Annotated in this window: 20 protein-coding genes; 6 read left to right on the forward strand and 14 right to left on the reverse strand. The window is 74.7% G+C overall.

What is annotated here, in order from left to right; genetic code table 11:
• Positions 1-27 precede the first annotated feature (27 nt).
• The 4 genes from ACNJ93_RS04890 to infC form a co-directional block, all read right to left on the reverse strand.
• Positions 28-867 carry a TrmH family RNA methyltransferase gene (locus ACNJ93_RS04890; RefSeq protein ID WP_418956081.1) on the reverse strand — a complete coding sequence of 280 codons (840 nt, stop codon included), beginning with the start codon at positions 865-867 and terminating at the stop codon, positions 28-30.
• A gap of 98 nt (positions 868-965) precedes the next feature.
• Positions 966-1,352 (reverse strand): 50S ribosomal protein L20, encoded by a 387-nt coding sequence (rplT, locus tag ACNJ93_RS04895; RefSeq protein ID WP_019884941.1) that lies wholly within the window; start codon positions 1,350-1,352, stop codon positions 966-968.
• Positions 1,353-1,458: 106 nt separating this feature from the next.
• Positions 1,459-1,653, reverse strand: coding sequence for a 50S ribosomal protein L35 (gene rpmI / locus ACNJ93_RS04900; protein ID WP_041128339.1), 195 nt, complete (start codon positions 1,651-1,653; stop codon positions 1,459-1,461).
• Between the two features lie 126 nt (positions 1,654-1,779).
• The gene (gene infC / locus ACNJ93_RS04905) at positions 1,780-2,493 is read right to left on the reverse strand and encodes a translation initiation factor IF-3 (RefSeq protein ID WP_418956082.1); all 714 of its coding nucleotides are present in this window, start codon (positions 2,491-2,493) and stop codon (positions 1,780-1,782) included.
• A 295-nt stretch (positions 2,494-2,788) separates the two neighbouring features.
• Here infC and ACNJ93_RS04910 point away from each other — a divergent pair, with 295 nt between their 5' ends.
• Positions 2,789-3,157 (forward strand): DUF1844 domain-containing protein, encoded by a 369-nt coding sequence (locus tag ACNJ93_RS04910; RefSeq protein ID WP_418956083.1) that lies wholly within the window; start codon positions 2,789-2,791, stop codon positions 3,155-3,157.
• Positions 3,158-3,185: 28 nt separating this feature from the next.
• On the opposite strand, the gene ACNJ93_RS04915 is transcribed toward ACNJ93_RS04910, so the two are convergent.
• The 3 genes from ACNJ93_RS04915 to ACNJ93_RS04925 all read right to left on the reverse strand — a co-directional run bounded on the left by ACNJ93_RS04915 (position 3,186) and on the right by ACNJ93_RS04925 (position 6,484).
• The gene (locus ACNJ93_RS04915) at positions 3,186-3,920 is read right to left on the reverse strand and encodes an SseB family protein (RefSeq protein ID WP_418956084.1); all 735 of its coding nucleotides are present in this window, start codon (positions 3,918-3,920) and stop codon (positions 3,186-3,188) included.
• Between the two features lie 270 nt (positions 3,921-4,190).
• On the reverse strand, positions 4,191-5,402 hold the full coding sequence (gene mycP / locus ACNJ93_RS04920; RefSeq protein ID WP_418956085.1) for a type VII secretion-associated serine protease mycosin: 1,212 nt from the start codon (positions 5,400-5,402) through the stop codon (positions 4,191-4,193).
• Positions 5,399-6,484: a hypothetical protein gene (locus tag ACNJ93_RS04925; protein WP_418956086.1), complete on the reverse strand. Its 1,086-nt coding sequence runs from the start codon at positions 6,482-6,484 to the stop codon at positions 5,399-5,401. The genes mycP and ACNJ93_RS04925 overlap by 4 nt, the downstream gene beginning before the upstream one ends.
• Positions 6,485-7,166: 682 nt before the next feature.
• On the opposite strand from ACNJ93_RS04925, the gene ACNJ93_RS04930 reads away from it, so the two are divergent.
• Complete coding sequence (locus ACNJ93_RS04930; RefSeq protein WP_418956087.1) at positions 7,167-8,369, forward strand: amino acid deaminase/aldolase; 1,203 nt, start codon at positions 7,167-7,169, stop codon at positions 8,367-8,369.
• Between the two features lie 85 nt (positions 8,370-8,454).
• Here ACNJ93_RS04930 and ACNJ93_RS04935 read toward each other — a convergent pair whose 3' ends face one another.
• The 4 genes from ACNJ93_RS04935 to ACNJ93_RS04950 all read right to left on the reverse strand — a co-directional run bounded on the left by ACNJ93_RS04935 (position 8,455) and on the right by ACNJ93_RS04950 (position 12,972).
• Positions 8,455-9,363, reverse strand: a complete 909-nt coding sequence (locus ACNJ93_RS04935) for a DUF2510 domain-containing protein (RefSeq protein ID WP_418956088.1) — start codon at positions 9,361-9,363, stop codon at positions 8,455-8,457.
• A 67-nt stretch (positions 9,364-9,430) separates the two neighbouring features.
• Positions 9,431-10,222, reverse strand: a complete 792-nt coding sequence (locus ACNJ93_RS04940) for a 3-oxoacyl-ACP reductase (protein WP_418956089.1) — start codon at positions 10,220-10,222, stop codon at positions 9,431-9,433.
• A 6-nt stretch (positions 10,223-10,228) separates the two neighbouring features.
• A complete protein-coding gene (locus ACNJ93_RS04945; RefSeq protein ID WP_418956090.1) occupies positions 10,229-11,593 on the reverse strand; it encodes an aldehyde dehydrogenase family protein in 1,365 nt (454 codons plus the stop codon).
• Between the two features lie 8 nt (positions 11,594-11,601).
• Entirely contained in the window at positions 11,602-12,972 is a 1,371-nt protein-coding gene (locus ACNJ93_RS04950; RefSeq protein WP_418956091.1) for a glutamine synthetase family protein, read from the reverse strand.
• A 78-nt stretch (positions 12,973-13,050) separates the two neighbouring features.
• Here ACNJ93_RS04950 and ACNJ93_RS04955 point away from each other — a divergent pair, with 78 nt between their 5' ends.
• The 3 genes from ACNJ93_RS04955 (at position 13,051) to ACNJ93_RS04965 (ending at position 16,089) form a co-directional block, all read left to right on the forward strand.
• Positions 13,051-13,779 carry a FadR/GntR family transcriptional regulator gene (locus ACNJ93_RS04955; RefSeq protein WP_418956092.1) on the forward strand — a complete coding sequence of 243 codons (729 nt, stop codon included), beginning with the start codon at positions 13,051-13,053 and terminating at the stop codon, positions 13,777-13,779.
• Between the two features lie 145 nt (positions 13,780-13,924).
• Positions 13,925-15,370 (forward strand): ethanolamine permease, encoded by a 1,446-nt coding sequence (eat, locus tag ACNJ93_RS04960; protein WP_418956093.1) that lies wholly within the window; start codon positions 13,925-13,927, stop codon positions 15,368-15,370.
• Between the two features lie 29 nt (positions 15,371-15,399).
• Entirely contained in the window at positions 15,400-16,089 is a 690-nt protein-coding gene (locus ACNJ93_RS04965; RefSeq protein WP_418956094.1) for a gamma-glutamyl-gamma-aminobutyrate hydrolase family protein, read from the forward strand.
• 115 nt (positions 16,090-16,204) lie between these two features.
• On the opposite strand, the gene ACNJ93_RS04970 is transcribed toward ACNJ93_RS04965, so the two are convergent.
• Positions 16,205-17,137: a LysR family transcriptional regulator gene (locus ACNJ93_RS04970; RefSeq protein WP_418956095.1), complete on the reverse strand. Its 933-nt coding sequence runs from the start codon at positions 17,135-17,137 to the stop codon at positions 16,205-16,207.
• Between the two features lie 71 nt (positions 17,138-17,208).
• Between ACNJ93_RS04970 and ACNJ93_RS04975 the strand changes: the two genes are divergently transcribed.
• Positions 17,209-18,381, forward strand: a complete 1,173-nt coding sequence (locus ACNJ93_RS04975) for a TDT family transporter (protein WP_418956096.1) — start codon at positions 17,209-17,211, stop codon at positions 18,379-18,381.
• Here ACNJ93_RS04975 and ACNJ93_RS04980 read toward each other — a convergent pair.
• A complete protein-coding gene (locus ACNJ93_RS04980) occupies positions 18,308-19,030 on the reverse strand; it encodes a helical backbone metal receptor (RefSeq protein ID WP_418956097.1) in 723 nt (240 codons plus the stop codon). The two genes, ACNJ93_RS04975 and ACNJ93_RS04980, sit on opposite strands and share 74 nt — an antisense overlap.
• Positions 19,030-19,584 (reverse strand): helix-turn-helix domain-containing protein, encoded by a 555-nt coding sequence (locus ACNJ93_RS04985; protein WP_418956098.1) that lies wholly within the window; start codon positions 19,582-19,584, stop codon positions 19,030-19,032. Before ACNJ93_RS04985 ends, ACNJ93_RS04980 begins: the two co-directional genes overlap by 1 nt.
• Positions 19,585-19,708: the final 124 nt, after the last annotated feature.

Raw genomic sequence — 19,708 nt, forward strand, 5'->3', positions numbered from 1 at the left:
TAGCTGAAGGTGACGGTTTGGACCCCCTCAGTGGGTACGGCGGGGTCGCTGGGCCCGCGCGGAGGCGTAGAGGCACACGGCGGCGGCCGTCGCGAGGTTGAGGCTCTCGGCCTTGCCGTGGATGGGGACGCGCACCACGGCGTCCGCGAGGGCGCGGGTCTCCTCCGGGAGCCCCCACGCCTCGTTGCCGAAGATCCATGCGGTGGGGCCGCCCATGGTGCCGGCGTCCAGCTCGTCGTCGAGGTCGTCCTCGCCCGCGCCGTCGGCGGCGAGGATCCGCACGCCGGCCTCCTTCAGTCCGGCGACGGCCTGCTCGACCGGGACGCCGACGGCCACCGGCAGGTGGAACAGCGAACCGACGGAGGCGCGCACGGACTTGGGGTTGTACAGGTCGACGGAGGCGTCGGTGAGGACGACGGCGTCGGCGCCCGCGGCGTCGGCGCAGCGCAGCACGGTGCCGGCGTTCCCGGGGTCACGGACGTGCGCGAGGACGGCGACGAGCCTGGGCTTCGCGGCGAGGATCTCCTCGAACGGCGAGTCGAGGAAGCGGCAGACGCCGAGCAGGCCCTGCGGGGTGACGGTCTGGGAGACCTCGGCGAGCACGGCGTCGGAGGCGTGATGGACGCGGGCGCCGGTGGCGCGGGCGGCCTCGACGATGTCGGCGTACCGCTCGGCGGCCTCGGCCGTGGTGAAGAGTTCCACGAGGGTGGGCTGCCCGTCGCCGCCGCGGTGGGCGACGGCCTCCCGGACGGCCTGCGGGCCCTCGGCGATGAACCGGCGTTCCTTGCCCCGGAAGTTGCGCTTGGCGAGCCGCCGGGCGGCGACGACGCGCGGGGAGCGCGGGGAGATCGGCTCGGGGGTGACCATGGGCTGCGGCGGTTCTCTCTCGTGGTCCGGGGGCTGACGCACCCGGACCCGCAGGCGAGCGCCTGCGGGTCCGGGCGGAAGTACTGCGGCCTGCAGGATCAGGCGGCGGCCTTCGGGGCGTTGACGTCGGCCGGCAGAGCCTTCTGCGCGACCTCGACCAGCGCGGCGAACGCGTTGGCGTCGTTGACGGCCAGCTCCGCGAGGATCTTGCGGTCCACCTCGATGTTGGCAGCCTTCAGGCCCTGGATGAGGCGGTTGTAGGTCATGCCGTTCAGGCGGGCAGCGGCGTTGATGCGCTGGATCCACAGCTGACGGAAGTCGCCCTTGCGCTTCTTGCGGTCGTTGTAGTTGTAGACCAGCGAGTGGGTGACCTGCTCCTTGGCCTTGCGGTACAGGCGCGAACGCTGACCGCGGTAGCCGGAGGCCTGCTCGAGGATCGCCCGGCGCTTCTTGTGGGCGTTGACTGCCCGCTTGACGCGTGCCACTTCTTAACTCCTTGTAGGGGGGCCGTGGTGGTACTCACACGACCCGAAATCCATTGGGTCCCGGACTGGGCCGGAAGCCCTCGTCAACGAGGGCGGGAGATCAGGGTCAGATGCCCAGCATCTTCTTGATCTTGGCCGAGTCGCCCGGGGCCATCTCGGCGTTGCCGGTGAGGCGACGCGTCAGCTTGGACGACTTGTGCTCGAGCAGGTGGCGCTTGCCGGCGCGCTCCCGCAGGATCTTGCCGGAGCCGGTGACCTTGAAGCGCTTCTTGGCACCGGAGTGCGTCTTGTTCTTCGGCATGGCGCCGTTCTCTCCTCGTCAGTGGCGCTCCCTCCGGTGCGGGCACCGGGCGACCGGGAGCGTCAATTCTTCGTGTGGTGGTGCCGGGCGGTCCGGGGGGCTGCCTGGAGGGCAGCCCCCGCCGGATCACGCCTCGGCGTTCTCGGCCGACTCGTCGGCCGAAGACTTCTCGGCCGGCGCCTCGGACGCACCGCCCTGGCGCTCGGCCTTGCGTGCGGCCTGGGCCTCACGCGCCTCGGCCATGGCCTCGGTCTTCTTCTTGTGGGGACCGAGAACCATGATCATGTTCCGGCCGTCCTGCTTCGGGTTGGACTCGATGAAGCCAAGCTCCTGAACGTCCTCCGCGAGGCGCTGCAGCAGTCGGTAACCGAGCTCCGGCCGGGACTGCTCACGACCACGGAACATGATCGTGATCTTGACCTTGTCACCCTGCTTGAGGAACCGGACGACGTGACCCTTCTTGGTGTCGTAGTCGTGCGGGTCGATCTTCGGCCGGAGCTTCATCTCCTTGATGACCGTGTGCGCCTGGTTCTTGCGCGCCTCACGGGCCTTCATGGCCGATTCGTACTTGAACTTCCCGTAGTCCATGAGCTTGCACACGGGCGGACGGGCGTTCGCCGCGACCTCAACCAGATCGAGGTCGTACTCCTGCGCGAGCTCCAGGGCCTTGGCAAGCGGGACGATGCCCACCTGCTCGCCGCTGGGGCCGACAAGACGCACCTCGGGAACGCGAATCCGCTCGTTGATGCGGGGCTCGGCGCTGATGGATCCTCCTCGGTAGCACCACGCGACCGCCTTGGCGGACGGACACGTCACGTGTAGAACGTTGAGACCAACCATGCCGGCGCACGAAAAATGCCCCGGACGGGACACAGGCGGGGCTCCACGGAAATACCGGAGCACCGCCGCGGTGTACCGCGGGGCGCACATCGGGCGACTCCATCGTCCGTACGGAACGATGGCGGCCGCCTGACCGGTGACCCGCCGCCCCTGAGGGCGGCAAGGTGGGAAGTCGGAGCCTCCACTTGTGGGCCGGGCACGCAGGTGTCCGGCCGGTCGTTACACAAGGTTAGCAGGTCCCCGGGGCGAGGGCTAACCGGAGGGCCGCCGCCCGGCGGGGCATATCGTGGGCCCCATGAGTGAGACGCCCACCAATGACTCCCCCGACTCCCCCGACTTCGACGCCATGACCCGCGACATCGCGGAGGTCCCGGCGGTCGAGGTGATCGTGACGGTCGCCGTGAACCTGATGAGCGCCGCCGCGGTGAAGCTCGGGCTGACCGAGGAGGGCGAGGAGCACAAGGACCTGGACGAGGCCCGCAAGCTGGTGCACGCGCTGGCCGGTCTGCTGGACGCCAGCGCGACGGAGATCAGCTCGTTCCACGCGGCGCCGCTGCGGGACGGCCTGAAGTCCCTGCAGCTGGCGTTCCGCGAGGCGTCGATCGTCCCGGACGAGCCGGGCCAGGGCCCGGGCGAGAAGTACACGGGGCCGGTGTACGGCTAGTCCGTACCGGTACGGGAGCTCCCGTACCTCAGTCGCGTACGTAGAAGGGCTCGCCGGGAGGCGGGGCCGTGGCCGGCAGGAGTGCCAGGTCGAGGCCCCGCACGAGGCGGGCCCTCAGTGTGTCGTCCGCGGCCAGGGCGCGGGCCACGCGCTGGGCGGCCTCCGCCGGGGCGGCGCCGTCGGCGAGGACGAGGGCCAGGGTGCCGTCCGTCGCGCCGGGGCCGAGGTAGGCCCGTACGACGGCGGGCTCGCCGGCCACGGCGGCGCGCACCGCGTCCCGTACGGCCGGGTCCCGCAGCGGGTCGGTGCTGGTGCGGCCCTCCGCGAGGGCCAGCAGGGCGGGGCCGGTCACCTGGTACGGCACGGGGCCCGCCAGGTCCAGCACGAGGGTGTCGGCCTTCTCGTGCGCGACGGCGGCCAGGGCCTGGTGCAGCGGTACGGCCACGGGCCGGGCGGCCGGGTCCCACAGGGCCAGCGAGGCGATCGAGGTGAAGGCCGGCAGGGCCCGGCGGTCGCCCGCGGTGAGCGTGGGCACGGCCATGTCGCTGGTCTTCTCGCGGCGCAGACCGGTCTCCGGGTCCTCCTCGACCTCGCCGAGCATCGCGACGACCGGGACCAGCAGCCGGGCGCTCTTCAGCGCCTCCAGGACCGGCGCGTGGGCGGTGCGGTCCTCCGCCCAGGCGGCGAGGGCCGCGGTGAGCCGCGGGTCCGCGGTGCCGTCGTCGTCGGAGAAACCGGAGTCCGGGATGTTCTTGAGCGCCACCCCCCGAGCCTATCCGGCGGGGCGGGCCGCTCGGTCCGGCGGGTCGGCGGGGCGGGGCGGGTCGGCGGGGCGGCGGATGGCTCGGTCCGGCGGGGCGCGGGTCGGCGGGGCGCGGCGGTCGGCAAGGGCGCGGCGCGTCGGGGGCGGGGCGGGTCGGGTCGCCCGGTCCAGCGGGTCGGCAGGGCACGGCGGGTCGCTCGGTCCGGCGGGGGCGGCGCGGGGCGGCGGAATGCGGCGGTCGCGGGGGCGGCGCCGGTCGGCCGTGGTGCGTCAGCGGGGGCGGCGCGGGGCGGGGGTGCGGCTGCCGCGCCACAGGACGACCGCGGCGACCAGCAGCAGCACGCCGACGCCGCCGGCGGCCGGCGCGAGCACGCCGACGGGCCGGTCGTCGCCCGCCTCCGGGGCGGGCCCCGCGCCGAAGTACCGGCCCTGGTGTCCGGCGGCCGCGGCCTGCCCGGCGGCGGCTTTCGCGGTGGCGGCGAGCTTCCCGCCCTCCCGGATCGCGGCGGCCGGGTCGACGGTGCCGTACCCCTTGTCGTCGCTGCGCCCGCCCTTGGGGCGGTTCCGCGCGGTGTCGACGAGAAGCTGCTTCACCTGCGCCGGCGTCAGACCGGGGTGCGCGGCGCGGACGAGCGCGGCGGCGCCGGAGACGAACGCGGCGGCGGCGCTGGTGCCCCAGCCCTCGTAGTAGCGGCGGTCCGGGTCGGCGATGACGACGTCGACGCCGGGTGCGCTGACGGTGGCGTACCAGCGGCTGGTGGAGAACGAGGCGTGGGTGCCGTACCGGTCGACGGCGGCGACGGCGATGACGCCGGGGTAGGCGGCGGGGTACGAGATGTGGTCGCCCTTGTCGCCGCCGTTGCCCGCGGAGGCCACCACCACGACGCCCTTGGCGAGGGCGTACTGGACGGCCGCGTCCTCCTCGGCGTCCGGGTGGGCGGACTCGCTGTCGTCGCCGAGGGAGAGGTTGATGACGTCGGCGCCGTGGTCGGCGGCCCAGCGGATGCCCTGCGCGAGGGCCCCGCCGCGGGTCTCGCGGGCGCGGGCGCGGGCCTTGTCGGTGCCTTCGAGGATGACCCGGACGGGCAGGATCGTCGCCTGCGGGGCGATGCCGAGGACGCCGTCCTGGCGGCCGGGGCCGTGGCCGTGTCCGGCGATGATGCCGGCCATGGCGGTGCCGTGGCGGGCCCAGGCGCGGTCGCCGCGCTCCGCGCCGAAGCCGATGAGGTCCTTGCCGGCGAGGACGTTGCCGGCGAGGTCGGGGTGGCTCGCGTCGACGCCGGTGTCGAGCACGGCGACGGTGATGCCGCGGCCCTTGGTGGTGCGCCAGGCATCGGAGGTGTGCAGCGCCTCCAGCCCCCACTGGCGGGCGCGGATGGTGTCGGCGTGGGCCGGGGCGGCGGCGGGCAGCACGACGAAGGCGGCGGCCAGGGGCAGCGCGAGGGCGCGGAGCCGGGCCAGGAGGGGGCGGGGGCGCGTCACCGCTCGCCCTCCCGGGCGGCCGCGGCGACGACGCGGCGCAGTCCGCGTTCGACGCGGTCGGCGACGCCCTTGGCCTCGTGGCCGAGGCCGGCCTGCGCGGGGGCGGTGGTCTGGCGGGAGTCCATGGCTTCGGCGGCGGGCTGGGGGCGGGGGACGGGGTGGCCGTCGGCGAAGCCGGACACCGCGTAGACGAGGACGGGCAGTTCGGGCACGGCCGCGAGCTGCCAGCTGGCGCGCTGGGCGTCGCCGAAGCGGGCGGCGGGGGTGCCGGGGGCGGCCAGGGCGCGCGGCATGTGGTCGGCGCGCTTGGCGCGGCCCCCGGCGGTGAGCTGCTGGGTGAGGGTCGACATGGCGGCGGGGTCGGCCTCGGTGAAGACCAGGCCGACGGTGACGACGCCGGTGGCGGTGGCGTCGGTGTACGTGGCGCGGACGACGCGGACGCAGCCGGCGGGCCGGAGGGTCGTGACGAGCGCGGGCGAGAGCACGGCGGGGGTGCAGGGCGCGTCGGGCGCGACGGCGACGCGGGTCCACGCCCGGTCGGCCCCGCCGGGGCCGGCGCCGGGGCCCTTGAGGCTGCGCGGGAAGAGCGTGTCGACGGGCGTGCTGTGCCAGGCCCGCCGGGCCTCGGCGTATCCCGCAGGCTCCTGTGCGGCCCCGTGCCCCTGCCGGGCCAGGACGACACCGGCGACGGCCCCGCCGACGAGCCCGAGCCCCAGGACGAGGCAGGTGCCCGCCGCGACGACCCACCCGAACCGCCGCTCCCGGATCGGCCGCAGCCGCGTGGTCGTCTCGCTGGGCGTCTCGGGCGGCACGGCGTAGGAGAAGGAGGGGTACGCGCGCGGCGGCGTGGCCCGCAGCCGGGCGGTGTCCTCGTCCGGCACGGCCGCAACGGGCACGGCCCAGGGCTGCCCGGCGGCGGGCGACCGCGGGACCGTCGTGGGCCGCGGCGGCACGGCCGGGGGCGGGGGCGTCCGCTGCGGACCCGTGGCCGTGGACTGCGGCGGCACGAGGGAGGTCTGCGCGCCCGCCGGCCGCGCGGACGGGACCGGCGCGGCGGGGGGCTGCTGAGGCGCGGACGGCACCTGCGCCTGCGGGCGCGACGCCCCGGCCTGCGGGGTCGCCGACGGCTGGGGCGCGGGGGCGGCGGATGGGGCCGGTGCGGCCTGCGCCGGTACGGGGTTCCGGGGCGACAGCGGCGGCTGGCCTGCCGGCCCCTGGGGGCGCGACGACCCGGCCTGCGCAGCCGACGGCTGCTGCACCGCGGGCACGCCCGGGGCCGGTGCGGCTGGGGTCTGCGCGGTCTGTGCCTGCGCGGACTGCGCGGACGCGGACTGGGCCGGCGCGGTGGCCCGGGGGCGCTGCGGCGGCTGGCCTGCCGGCCCCTGGGGGCGCGACGACCCGGCCTGCGCAGCCGACGGCTGCTGCGGCGCGGGCACGGCCTGGGCCGGTGCGGCTGGGGTCTGCGCGGTCTGTGCCTGCGCGGGCGCGGGCTGAGCTGGCGCGGGGGCCCGGGGGGACGGGGGCTGCTGGGGTGACGGGGCCTGGGGATGGGGCTGGGGCGACGGGTGGGCGTCGGTCGGCATCGCGCGTCCCCCCGCTCGTTCTCGTTTCCGTCGTCGTACCCACGCACAGTCGTACGGGTGCTCGTACCGGCCTGGCAATGGGCGTCACTCTACGGGCTGTTCCGCCCCGGACGGGAACCGCGGGGGTTCTGACCGGATGATCCCCTTACCCTCGGGTAGTGCGGTCTGGCAAGCTCGGGCCATGACTCCCCGTGCCGCCGACCGCGCCCGGTACGACCGGGCCACCGCCCATCTGGACGCGCCCGTGGCGATCGTCGACCTGGACGCGTTCGACGCCAACGCCGACGACCTGGTGCGCAGGGCCGCGGGGAAGCCGATACGGGTGGCGAGCAAGTCCGTGCGCTGCCGGGCGCTGCTGGAACGGGCCCTGGCCCGCGAGGGCTTCGCGGGGATCATGTCGTTCACGCTGGACGAGTCGCTGTGGCTCGCGCGGGCGGGCTTCGAGGACGTGCTCCTCGCCTACCCCTCCGCGGATCGCGCCGGCTTCGCCGCGCTCGCCGGCGACGAGAAGCTGGCCGCGTCCGTGACGGTGATGATCGACGACCCGGCGCAGCTGGAGCTGATCGACCGGGCGCGCGACGGCGGCCGGGAGACCGTCCGGGTCTGCCTGGAGCTGGATACCTCGCTTCGTCTGCTCGGCGGCCGGGTCCGGGTCGGGGCCCGCCGCTCTCCGCTGCACGAGCCGGCGCAGCTGGCCGAGCTGGCGCGTTCGGTGGCGCGCCGCCCGGGGTTCCGGCTGGTCGGCCTGATGGCGTACGAGGGTCATGTCGCCGGCGTCGGCGACGCGGTGGACGGCCGTCCGCTGCGCTCGCGGGCGGTCCGGCTCATGCAGGCCGCGGCGCGCAAGGAGCTGGCGGCGCGCCGCGCGGCCGCGGTCCGTGCCGTGCGGGCGGTCGCGCCGGACCTGGAGTTCGTGAACGGCGGCGGCACCGGCAGCGTCCAGCACACCGCCGCGGAGGACGCGGTGACGGAGATCGCCGCCGGCTCGGGCCTGTACGTGCCGCGGCTGTTCGACCACTACTCGTCGTTCGCCGGCCGCCCCGCCGCCCTGTTCGCCCAGCCGGTGGTCCGCCGCCCCGGCGTGGGCGTGGTGACGGTGCTCGGCGGGGGTTACCCAGCGTCGGGCGCGGCGGGCCGGGACCGGCTGCCGGTCCCGTACCTGCCGGCGGGGCTGCGGTACGACCCGCGCGAGGGGCCGGGCGAGGTGCAGACGCCGCTGCTCGGACCCGCCGCCGACGATCTGCTGATCGGGGACAAGGTGTGGTTCCGGCACGCGAAGGCCGGGGAGCTGTGCGAGCGGTTCGACCGGCTGCACCTGGTCGAGGGCGACCGGGTCACGGCGACGGTGCCCACGTACCGCGGCGAGGGCCGGACGTTCCTCTGACGGGGTCCTCGGCATCGTGCTGAACGGACTGGCCACCGCCCGGCGCGCCTCTGACGGACGCCCGGCGCGCCCGGCCGCCGCGCCGCTACAGCGCCTTGATGCCCGCGGCGATCTCGTCCATCAGCGTGAGCGGCGGGCCCTTCGGTCCGCCGTCGAAGACGAAGCGGACGAGGACCGGCGCCTGGCTGCCGGAGGGCGAGGGGAAGACGAGGGACTGCACGACGCCGCCGGGGCCCTTGCCGGTGACGACCTTCCAGCGGACCAGGTAGGCGTCGCGGCCCGCGACGACGGTCGGCTTGGAGGCGAGGACGGTGTGGGACGTGACGCCGCCGTAGGGGTTGTTGCCGAGGATGTCCTCGCCGTACGCCTGCTCCACCGCCTGGGCGATGTCGGCCTTGGCGATGGCCTCCGGGGTGGCCGCGTCGGTCTTGGAGGGCGTCCGGGAGGTGACGGTGCCGTACTTGCAGCTCTCGCCGACGTCGCCGGGGCACTGGTAGTCGCCGATCGTGCTGACGGTGGGGACGTCGTCGGTGGTGCGCTCGGGCTTCTCCCAGCCCTGCGGGATGGGCAGGGAGATGCCGTTGAGCTGGTCCTCGACCACGGTCGCGTCGCCGCCGGGGCTGGCCTGCCCGGTGGGGTCGCCGGCCGGCTGGGCGGAGGACGTGGCGCTGGTGGTCGGTCCGGCGACGGGCGGCGGGGCCGGGTCGTCGCCGCCGTTGACGACGACGGCGACGATCACCGCGACCACGACGGCGACGGCCGCGGCGGCTCCGCCGATCACCGCCGCGCGCCGGGGCCCGGGGGCCGCCGGCGGCACGACGACGGCCGTGGGGTGTCCGGGCGCGGGCCCGGGATAGCCCGCGGCCGGCCCCGGGTACCCGCCGGCCGGCTGCCCGCCGGCGGGCCTCGTGTGGCCGCTCCACGCGCTGCCGTCCCACCACCGCTCGGTCCCGGGCGTCCCGGGGTCCGGGTACCAGCCCGCAGGCGTGCTCATGCTCATCCGGCCAGCCTAGAGGGCGGGTTGGGCGGGCCGGAAAGGAGCCCCCGCGGCGAAGGGACGCCTACAGCGGCGTCACGTACGCGCCGGAGATCCCGCCGTCCACGAGGAAGTCGGTCGCGTTGACGAAGGAGGAGTCGTCGCTGGCGAGGAACGCGACGGCCGCCGCGATCTCCTCGGCCTCGGCGAACCGGCCGACGGGGATGTGCACCAGGCGGCGCGCGGCGCGCTCCGGGTCCTTGGCGAACAGTTCCTGCAGCAGCGGGGTGTTGACCGGCCCCGGGCACAGCGCGTTGACCCGGATGCCCTCGCGGGCGAACTGCACGCCGAGCTCGCGCGACATGGCGAGCACGCCGCCCTTGGAGGCGGTGTACGAGATCTGCGAGGTCGCCGCGCCCATGATCGCCACGAACGAGGCGGTGTTGATGATGGAGCCGCGGCCCTGCTGCCGCATGTACGGCAGGGCCGCCTTGCAGCACAGGTAGACGGAGGTGAGGTTGACCTCCTGGACCCGCTTCCACGCCTCCAGGCCGGTCTCCAGGATGGAGTCGTCGTCCGGCGGGGAGATGCCCGCGTTGTTGAAGGCGACGTCGACGGAGCCGTACGTGTCGAACGCGGTCCTGAACAGCGCCTCCACCTGCTCCGGGTCGGTGACGTCGACCTGGACGAACGTGCCGCCGACCTCCTCCGCGGCGGCCTTGCCGGCGGTCGCGTCGATGTCGCCGCAGACGACGTTCGCGCCTTCGGAGGCGAGCCGGCGGGCGGTGGCGAGGCCGATGCCGCTGCCGGCTCCGGTGATGACGGCGGTGCGGCCGACCAGGCGGCGGCAGACGATCTCTTCGGTGCGGTCGGTCATGGGTGTTCAGGCCTCCGTGCTGATGAAGACGTTCTTGGTCTCGGTGAAAGCGGTGAGGGCGTCGGGGCCGAGTTCGCGGCCGAGGCCGGACTGCTTGTAGCCGCCGAAGGGGGTCCAGTAGCGCACGCTGGAGTGGGAGTTGACGGACAGGTTGCCGGCCCGGACCGCCCGCGAGGCGCGCACGGCGCGGCCCACGTCGCGGGTCCAGATCGAGCCGGACAGGCCGTACGGGGTGGCGTTGGCGAGCCGGATCGCGTCGGCCTCGTCCTCGAAGGGCAGGACGACGGCGACGGGGCCGAAGATCTCCTCGACGGCGCAGGGCGCGTCCTCGGCGACGTCGGTGAGGACGGTCGGCGGGAACCAGAAGCCGGGGCCCTCGGGGGCCTTGCCGCGGATGCCGGGCAGGGAGTCGGGGACATAGGAGCGGACGCGGTCCAGCTGGGCGCGCGAGATCAGCGGTCCCATCTGGGTGCGCTCGTCGGCCGGGTCGCCGACGACGATCTCCTCGATCGCCGGGGTGAGCAGCTCCAGGAAGCGGTCGTACACGCCGCGCTGGACGAGGATGCGGGTGCGGGCGCAGCAGTCCTGGCCGCTGTTGTCGAGGAAGGACATGGGGGCGGCGGCCGCGGCGGCCTCGATGTCGGCGTCGGCGAAGACGATGTTGGGGCTCTTGCCGCCGAGTTCGAGGGTGACGCGCTTCACCTGGTCGGCGCACTTGGCCATGATCGCCTTGCCGACCTTGGTGGAGCCGGTGAAGACGATCTTGGCGACGCCGGGGTGGACGACGAGCGCGTCTCCGGCGACCGCGCCCTCGCCGGGCAGGACCTGGAAGAGCCCCTCGGGCAGCCCCGCCTCCAGGGCGAGTTCGGCGAGCCTGAGGGCGGTGAGCGGGGTGGTCTCGGCGGGCTTCAGGATCACCGCGTTGCCGGCGGCGAGCGCGGGGGCCGTGGCCCAGGCGGCGATCGGCGTGGGGAAGTTCCAGGGCGCGATCACGCCGACCACGCCGAGGGGTTCCAGGAGGGTGACGTCGAGGCCGCCGGGGACGGGGATCTGCCGGCCGCTGAGCCGCTCCACTCCCCCGGCGGCGAAGTCGAGCAGGTCGCGGACGTTGCCCGCCTCCCAGCGGGCGTTGCCGATGGTGTGGCCGGCCTCGCGGACCTCCAGGCGGGCGAGTTCCTCGAGGTGGTCGTCGACGACGACGGCGAAGCGGCGCAGCAGCCGGGCCCGGTCGGCGGGCGCGGCGGCGGCCCAGCCGCGCTGCGCGGCGGCGGCGCGTACGACGGCGGCGTCGACGTCCGCGGCGGTGGCGGCGGGGACGGTGGCGACGACGTCCTCGGTCGCCGGGTTCAGGACGAGCAGTTGGTGCGGCACGTAGGTCCTCACATGCGTTCGAAGGAGCGGCGCAGCTCCCAGTCGGTCACCGCGGCGTCGAAGGCGTCGAGTTCGACGCGGGCCATGTTGCGGTAGTGCGCGACGACCTCGGCGCCGAAGGCGGCCTTGGCGATCGCGCTGTTCTCCCAGAGTTCGGCGGCCTCGCGCAGCGTGGTGGGGACGTGCTCGTACTCGCCGGTGTACGCGTTCCCGGCGCAGGCCGGGGGCAGTTCGAGCTGCTGCTCGATGCCGTACAGGCCGGCCGCGACGAGTCCGGCGACGGCGAGGTACGGGTTGACGTCGCCGCCGGGGAGCCGGTTCTCGAAGCGCGTCGAGCGGCCGTGGCCGACGACGCGCAGGGAGCAGGTGCGGTTGTCGTGGCCCCAGGCGACGGCGGTGGGGGCGAAGGAGCCGGGCTGGAAGCGCTTGTAGGAGTTGATGTTCGGCGCGTACAGGAGGGAGAACTCGCGCAGGGCGGCGAGCTGTCCGGCCAGGAAGTGCCGCATCACGTCCGACATGCCGTGGGGGTCGTCCGGGGAACCCGCCATGGCGTTGCGGCCGTCGGCGTCCTGCAACGAGAGGTGGATGTGGCAGGAGTTGCCCTCGCGCTCGTTGTACTTCGCCATGAAGGTGAGGGAGACGCCCTCCTGGGCGGCGATCTCCTTGGCGCCGGTCTTGTAGACGGCGTGCTGGTCGCAGGTGACGAGGGCCTCGTCGTACTTGAAGGCGATCTCGTGCTGGCCGGGGTTGCACTCGCCCTTGGCGGACTCGACGGTGAGCCCGGCGCCGGCCATCTCGTTGCGGATGCGGCGCAGCAGGGGCTCGATGCGGCCGGTGCCGAGGACCGAGTAGTCGATGTTGTACTGGTTGGCCGGGGTCAGGCCGCGGTAGCCGGCGTCCCAGGCTTCCTCGTAGGTGTCCTTGAAGACGATGAACTCGAGCTCGGTGCCGACGTGCGCGGTGTAGCCGTGCTCGGCGAGCCGTTCCAGCTGGCGCCTGAGGATCTGCCGGGGCGCGGCGACGACGGGCGAGCCGTCGGCCCAGGCGAGGTCGGCGACCAGCATCGCGGTGCCCTCGTTCCAGGGGACGCGGCGCAGGGTGGCGAGGTCGGGGTGCATGGCGAAGTCGCCGTAGCCGCGGTCCCAGGAGGACATCTCGTAGCCGTCGACCGTGTTCATCTCGGTGTCGACGGCCAGGAGATAGTTGCAGCCTTCCGTGCCGTGTTCCAGGACCTCGTCCAGGAAGAACGGTGCGGCGAACCGCTTGCCCTGGAGCCGTCCCTGCATGTCGGGGAAGGCGAGGACGACGGTGTCGATCTCACCGCTCGCGACGAGGGCGCGCAGCTCCTCGACGTCGAGCGGGGGTTTGCGGTCTGCCACGGGATTTGCTCCTCCTTCGGCCAGCCGGGAGCCATAAGGTATTACCGAAGACCATTGCTTGGGAAGGGGATCCGCGACGTGACAGGGATCGAGGAGCCGACGGACCGCCTGACGTCCGTGCTGCGGCCCGTGCGTGCGGGCAACGGTTTCGAGGAGGCGCTGGAGCAGATCCTGCGCGTGGTGCGGCTCGGTCTCGTGCCGGGCGGCGACCGGCTGCCGCCCGAGCGGGAGCTGGCGGACCGGATAGGCATCAGCCGGGTCACCCTGCGCGAGGTCCTGAAGGTGCTGCAGGAGCAGGGCCTGGTGGAGAGCCGGCGCGGCCGGTACGGGGGCACGTTCGTCCGGGAGCGCAGGCCGAGCGGCGACGAGGACGAGTTGCGCCGCCGGATCGCCTCCGTCGACATCGAGGACACGCTGCGCTTCCGAGAGGCCCTGGAGGTGGGCGCGGCCGGACTGTGCGCCGCGCACGGCCTGTCGGAGGAGGGGGCGGAGCGGCTGCGGGCGGCGCTCGCGGCGACGCACGACGCGCCGCTGGCCGACTACCGGCGCCAGGACACGCTGTTCCACCTGACGCTGGCCGAGCTGTCCGGCTCGCCGGCGCTGACCGCGCAGTACGCGGCGGTCCGGGCGACGGTGAACGACCTGCTCGACTGCATCCCGCTGCTCGTGCGGAACCTGGAGCACTCGCAGCGCCAGCACACGGCGCTCGTGGAGGCGGTCCTCGCCGGGGACACGGCGCGGGCGTACGAGACGGCGCGGGAGCACTGCGAGGGCACGGCGGCGCTGCTGCGCGGCTTCCTCAGCTGAGGCGCGGCCGGAGCGACCGGAGCATCCGGGGCGACCGGAGCATCCGCAGTAACCGGAAAGTAACGCACGGGGCTTGCGCTCCCGCCCGCCCGGCGCAAAGGTATGGATCCATTCCATTGGGCCCGACGCGGGAGCTGACGCTGCCATGACGCTGGAAGACACCTCCGGGAGCACCACCCCACCGCCCGACGCGTACCTGGAGCGCCGTGCGCTGCGCCGCGGCAGCGCCGGCTGGCTGCTGCTCACCGGCCTCGGCGTGGCGTACGTCGTCTCCGGCGACTTCTCGGGCTGGAACATCGGCCTGTCCAAGGGCGGCTTCGGCGGCCTCGCCATAGCGACGGTCCTGATGGGCGCGATGTACGCCTGCCTGGTCTTCGCGCTCGCCGAGCTCTCGGCGATCCTGCCGACGGCGGGCGGCGGCTACGGCTTCGCCCGCCGGGCCCTCGGCACGTGGGGCGGCTTCCTCACCGGTACCGCGATCCTCATCGAGTACGTGCTCGCCCCCGCGGCGATCTCCATCTTCATCGGCGACTACGTCGAATCGCTGGGCCTCTTCGGCCTGGAGTCGGGATGGCCGGTCTACCTCGCCTGCTTCGTGATCTTCATCGGGATCCACCTGTGGGGCGTCGGCGAGGCGCTGCGCTTCAGCCTGGTGGTGACGGTGATCGCGGTCGCCGCGCTGGTGATCTTCGCGCTCGGCGCGCTCAGCGACTTCCACGTCGACGGGCTGAACGACATCCCGGCCGACCCGGAGGCGTTCGGCTCCAACTCCTGGCTCCCGTACGGACTGCTCGGCATCTGGGCGGCGTTCCCGTTCGGCATGTGGTTCTTCCTCGGCGTGGAGGGCGTGCCGCTGGCCGCCGAGGAGGCCAAGGACCCGGTGCGCTCGATGCCGAGGGCGCTGGCGCTGTCCATGGGCATCCTGGTCCTGCTCGCCGTCGTGACCTTCCTCGCCACCACCGGCGCCCGCGGCTCGGCGGCCGTGCAGGAGGCCGGGAACCCGCTGGTCGTCGCGTTGCAGGGCGACGGGGAGCCCACCACGCTCGGCCGGTTCGTCAACTACGCCGGGCTCGCGGGCCTGGTCGCCTCGTTCTTCTCCCTCATCTACGCCGGCTCCCGGCAGCTGTTCGCACTCTCCCGGGCGGGCTACCTGCCCCGGTTCCTCTCGCTGACCAGCCGCCGCAAGTCCCCGTACCTGGGGCTGCTGATCCCCGGCGCGATCGGCTTCGCGCTCGCCGCCGGGACGGGCAACGGGGCGCGGATGCTGAACATCGCGGTGTTCGGGGCGACGATCAGCTACGCGCTGATGGCGCTCTCGCACATCGTGCTGCGCCGCCGCGAGCCCGGACTGCACCGCCCGTACCGCACGCCCGGCGGCGTCGTGACCTCGTCCGTGGCCTTCGTCCTCGCCCTGTCGGCGCTGGTGGCGACCTTCCTGGTCGACAAGGACGCGGCGTTCATGGCGCTCGGTGTGTACGTGATCGCCCTCGCCTACTTCGCGTTCTACAGTCGGCACCGCCTGGTGGCCCAGGCTCCCGAGGAGGAGTTCGCGGCCCTGGCGGCGGCCGAGGCCGAGCTCGAACGCGACTGAGCAGCACGACGGATCTCCCGGAGGAAACCTTGTCCAAGCCGCTCATCGGCGTGACGACCTATCTCGACCAGGCGCGGTGGGGCGTGTGGGACCTGCCCGCCGCCCTGCTGCCCGCCGCCTATCCCCGGCTGGTGCAGGCCGGCGGCGGCCACGCCGTGATGCTGCCGCCGGACGAGCCGTACGCCGCGGCAGCCGTCGTGGCCCGGCTCGACGCGCTGGTCGTCGCGGGCGGCGCGGACGTCGAGCCGGTGCGGTACGGCGCCGAACCCGACCCCCGTACGGGGCCGCCGGCCCGCGAGCGGGACGCCTGGGAACTGGCGCTCGTCGAGGCGGCGCTCGCCTCCGGCACCCCCTTGCTCGGCATCTGCCGGGGGATGCAGCTGCTGAACGTGGCGCGCGGCGGGACGCTGGTGCAGCACCTGGACGGGCATGTGGAGGCGGTCGGCGTGATCGGCCGGCACGAGGTCAAGCCGGTGCCGGGCACGCTGTACGCCGCCCTGGTCCCGGAGGCCGCTTCGGTACCGACGTACCACCACCAGGCCGTCGACCGGCTCGGCGCGGGGCTCGCCCCGTCCGCGTACGCCGAGGACGGCACGGTCGAGGCGGTCGAACTGCCCGGCCCCGGCTGGGCCCTGGGCGTGCAGTGGCACCCCGAGATGGGCGAGGACCTGCGGGTGATCCGCGGCCTGGTGGCGGCGGCCCGGGCGCGTCGGGGCTAGCCGCGCGTCGGGGCTAGCCGCGCGTCGGATCCGGCCGCACGACAGGCCGATGGCGCGTCGGGGCCGGCCGCGCGTCCCGGCCGATTGCCTGTCGGGCGATGGCGGGCGCCGGGTTTCAGCCGCGCGTCAGCGACAGGAGGTCGCGGGCCGGGCCCGTCGGGCGGTGGCCCGTGGGCCAGACGGCGCGCAGGGCGCGGGCCAGCGGGACGCCGTCGAGCGGGATCTCGACGAGCCGGCGGGAGGCCAGCTCCTCGGTCACGGCCAGCTCGCTGAGCACGGCCGGGCCCGCGCCGCTGACCGCCGCGGCCTTCACCGCGGTGGTGGAGGCCAGTTCGAGCAGCGGCCGGGCGAGACCGCCCTCGTCCGCGAGGGCGGCGTCCAGGACCTGCCGGGTGCCCGAGCCGCGTTCGCGCAGGATCAGCGGGGTCGCCGACAGCTCCGCCGCGGTCAGCGGGCTCCGGCGGCGGGCCCAGCGGTGGCCCGGCGCGGCGACCACGACGAGCCGGTCGTGCGCGACGACCGCGCCCTCCAGGCCGTCCGGCACCGCCAGGCCCTCCACGAAGCCGAGGTCCGCCTCGTCGGCGAGCAGCCGCTCCGCGACCGAGGCCGAGTTGCCCGCGTGCAGGGAGACCGCCGTGTCGGGGCGCTCGGCGCGCAGCGCGATCAGCCAGCCCGGCATCAGATACTCCGCGATCGTCATCGAGGCGGCCACCCGCAGCCGCGAGTCGCGGCGGGTCCGCAGCGCCTGCGCGCCCGCGTCGAACGCCTCCGCCGCCTCCACGATCCGCCGCGCCCAGTCGGTGACCAGCGCGCCCGCGTCCGTGAGCCGGGAACCGCGCGGCGAACGGTCGACGAGGGCGACCCCGAGCTGGCGCTCCATGGAGCGGATCCGGCTGCTGGCGGCCGGCTGCGTGATGCCGACCTCGCGGGCCGCCCGCCCGAGGCTGCCGTGCCGGGCCACGGCGAGCAGCAGCTCCAGCGCGCCCAGGTCGGGCACCCGGTGGGCCAGCGGGGCGTGCGTCTCGGAGGGCGAACCGTCACTGCTCATAAAGCCAGCTTATGACGTCATAGGGCCATGATCCCTGGTCGGGCCGGAGCCGCCGGGAGACGGTGGCTTTCATGGCAACCCTTGTTCGAACTCCGGCCGTGCGCCGTGCCGTCCTCCCCGCCCAGCCCCACCGGGCGAAGGCGGGGTGGGTCCGTGACCTCGGACCCAACTGGTACGCGTCGGTCATGGGGACCGCGATCGTCGCCACCGCCGGCGCGACGCTCCCCGTGCACGTCCCCGGTCTGCGCGCCGCCGCGGTCGTCGTCTGGGCGTTCTCCTGCGTCCTGCTCGCCGTGCTGCTGTCGGCCCGCGCGCTGCACTGGATCCACCACCGCGACCGGGCGCGCGAGCACCTCATGGACCCGGCGGTCGCGCCGTTCCTGGGCTGTGCGCCGATGGCGCTGCTCGCGGTCGGCGGCGCGACGCTGGTCGTGGGGCGGGACTGGATCGGGAGCGGCGCGGCGGTCGCCGTCGACGCGGTCCTGTTCACCGCCGGCACCGCGGCCGGACTCGCGGTCGCGGTGGCCGTCCCGTACCTGATGGTCGTGCACCACCGCGTCGAACACGCCTCGCCGGCCTGGCTGCTCCCGGTGGTGCCGCCGATGGTCTCGGCGGCGCTCGGCCCGCTGCTCGTGCCGCACCTGCCGGCCGGCGGGCCGTGGCGGGAGTCGCTGCTGTACACCTGCCACGCGCTGTTCGGGCTGAGCCTGCTCGCCACGCTGCTGATCCTGCCGCTGGTCTTCGGCCGGCTCGTCACCGCCGGCCCGCCGCCGCTCGCGCTGACGCCGACGCTGTTCCTGGTCCTGGGGCCGCTGGGCCAGTCCGCCACCGCGGCGGGCAAGTTCGCCGACGCGGCGCCGGGCGTGCTGCCCGCTCCGTACGCCGAGGGGTTCACGGTCTTCGCCGTGCTGTACGGGGTGCCCGTGACGGGCTTCGCGCTGCTGTGGCTGGGGCTCGCCGGGGTGCTGGTGCTGCGGGCGCGGCGGCGCGGGATGGGGTTCGCGCTCAGCTGGTGGGCGTTCACCTTCCCGGTCGGCACCTGCGTGACCGCCGCCGAGGCGCTGGCCGGGCACACGGGGCTCGGTCTGTTCCGGTGGCTGGCGGCGGGCCTGTACGCGCTGCTGGTCGCCGCATGGCTGACGGCGGCGGCGCTGACGGCGCGCGGGCTGGTCAGCGGAGCGCTGCTGCCAGGGCCCGGTCGAGTTCCCGGCGCGCCTCGGCCAGCGACGGCCCGTACCAGGTGAGGTGACGGCCGCTCACGAGCGCGGCGGGCAGTCCGGGGAAGGCCTCGGGCCCGTCGTCGGCGGTGAAGCGGTACGGCTCGTCGGGCAGCACGACCACGTCGGCGCCGGCGTCCCGGAGTTCGTCGAGCGGGATCCGCGGGTAGCGCTCGGCGTGCCCGGCGTACAGCTGGCGCACCCCGAGCCGGGCGAGCAGGTCGCCGGCGAAGGTGTCCCGGCCGAGGACCATCCAGGGCCGCCGCCAGATCGGCACGACGGCGGTGTGCGAGGCGCCCTCCGGCGTGCTGTCCGCCCAGGCCGCCTCCGCCTCGTCGAGCCAGCGGGGCCGCGGCGGGAGCCCGCAGGCCCGCAGGACGCGCTCCAGTTCGCGCAGCGCCTGCGGCAGCGTGCGGACCTCCGTGACCAGGACGTCGAGGCCGGCGGCGCGCAGGGCGGCGAGGTCGGGCGCCCGGTTCTCCTCCTCGTTGGCGACGACGAGATCGGGCCGGAGCGCGATGATCGCGGCGACGTCGGGGTTCTTCGTGCCGCCGACGCGGGCCGCGCCGCCGAGGTCGGCCGGGTGGGTGCACCAGTCGGTGACGCCGACGAGCACGCCGGGGGCCGTGACGGCGATCGCCTCCGTGAGGGAGGGCACCAGGGAGACGACGCGCATCAGTCGGGCTCCGTCGCCTCGATGTGGTCCGCCACGGCGACGACCAGCAGCCGGGTGTCCGGCCCGGTGGCCCGCCACCGGTGGCGCACGCCGCCGGTCAGGTGCAGGGCGTCGCCGCGCTCCAGCCGGTACGCGCGGCCCTCCGCCTCGACCTCGACCGAGCCGTCGGCCACGTACAGGAGTTCGTCGTTGCGGTGCTGGTACTCGCGGCCGGCCTCCTGCTCGCCGCGGAACTCGAGCGCGTGCAGCTGATGGTGGCCGCGCAGCAGGGGGCGTACCCCCTCGGGCATCTGCTCGAGGTGTTCCGCGGCCCGTACGACGTCGACGGTGCGGGCGGAGTCGGCGGCGGCGAGCAGCGCGGTGGCGGTGGTCTCCAGGGCGTCGGCGACGCGCTGCAGGGAGCGCATGCTCGGGCGGGCGCGCTCGTTCTCGATCTGGCTGAGGAAGGGCACGGACAGGCCGCTGCGCGAGCTGACGACGGCCAGGGTCAGCTCCAGTGCCCGGCGGCGCTTCCTGACGGCGGCGCCCACCCGAAGCGATTCCTTGTCGTCCATGACCTCGGCTCCCTCCCGATCCCGTCGTGCCCGTCGGCGGTGGTGCAGGTCCGTACTCGTCACGTGTACGCGTCATGCGTACTCATCGGTTACCTGCACCTTACGCAGCTTTGGGCCCGGGTTT

Origin of the sequence: Streptomyces tritici, from assembly GCF_048500665.1 — a bacterium.
Classification (GTDB): domain Bacteria; phylum Actinomycetota; class Actinomycetes; order Streptomycetales; family Streptomycetaceae; genus Streptomyces; species Streptomyces tritici.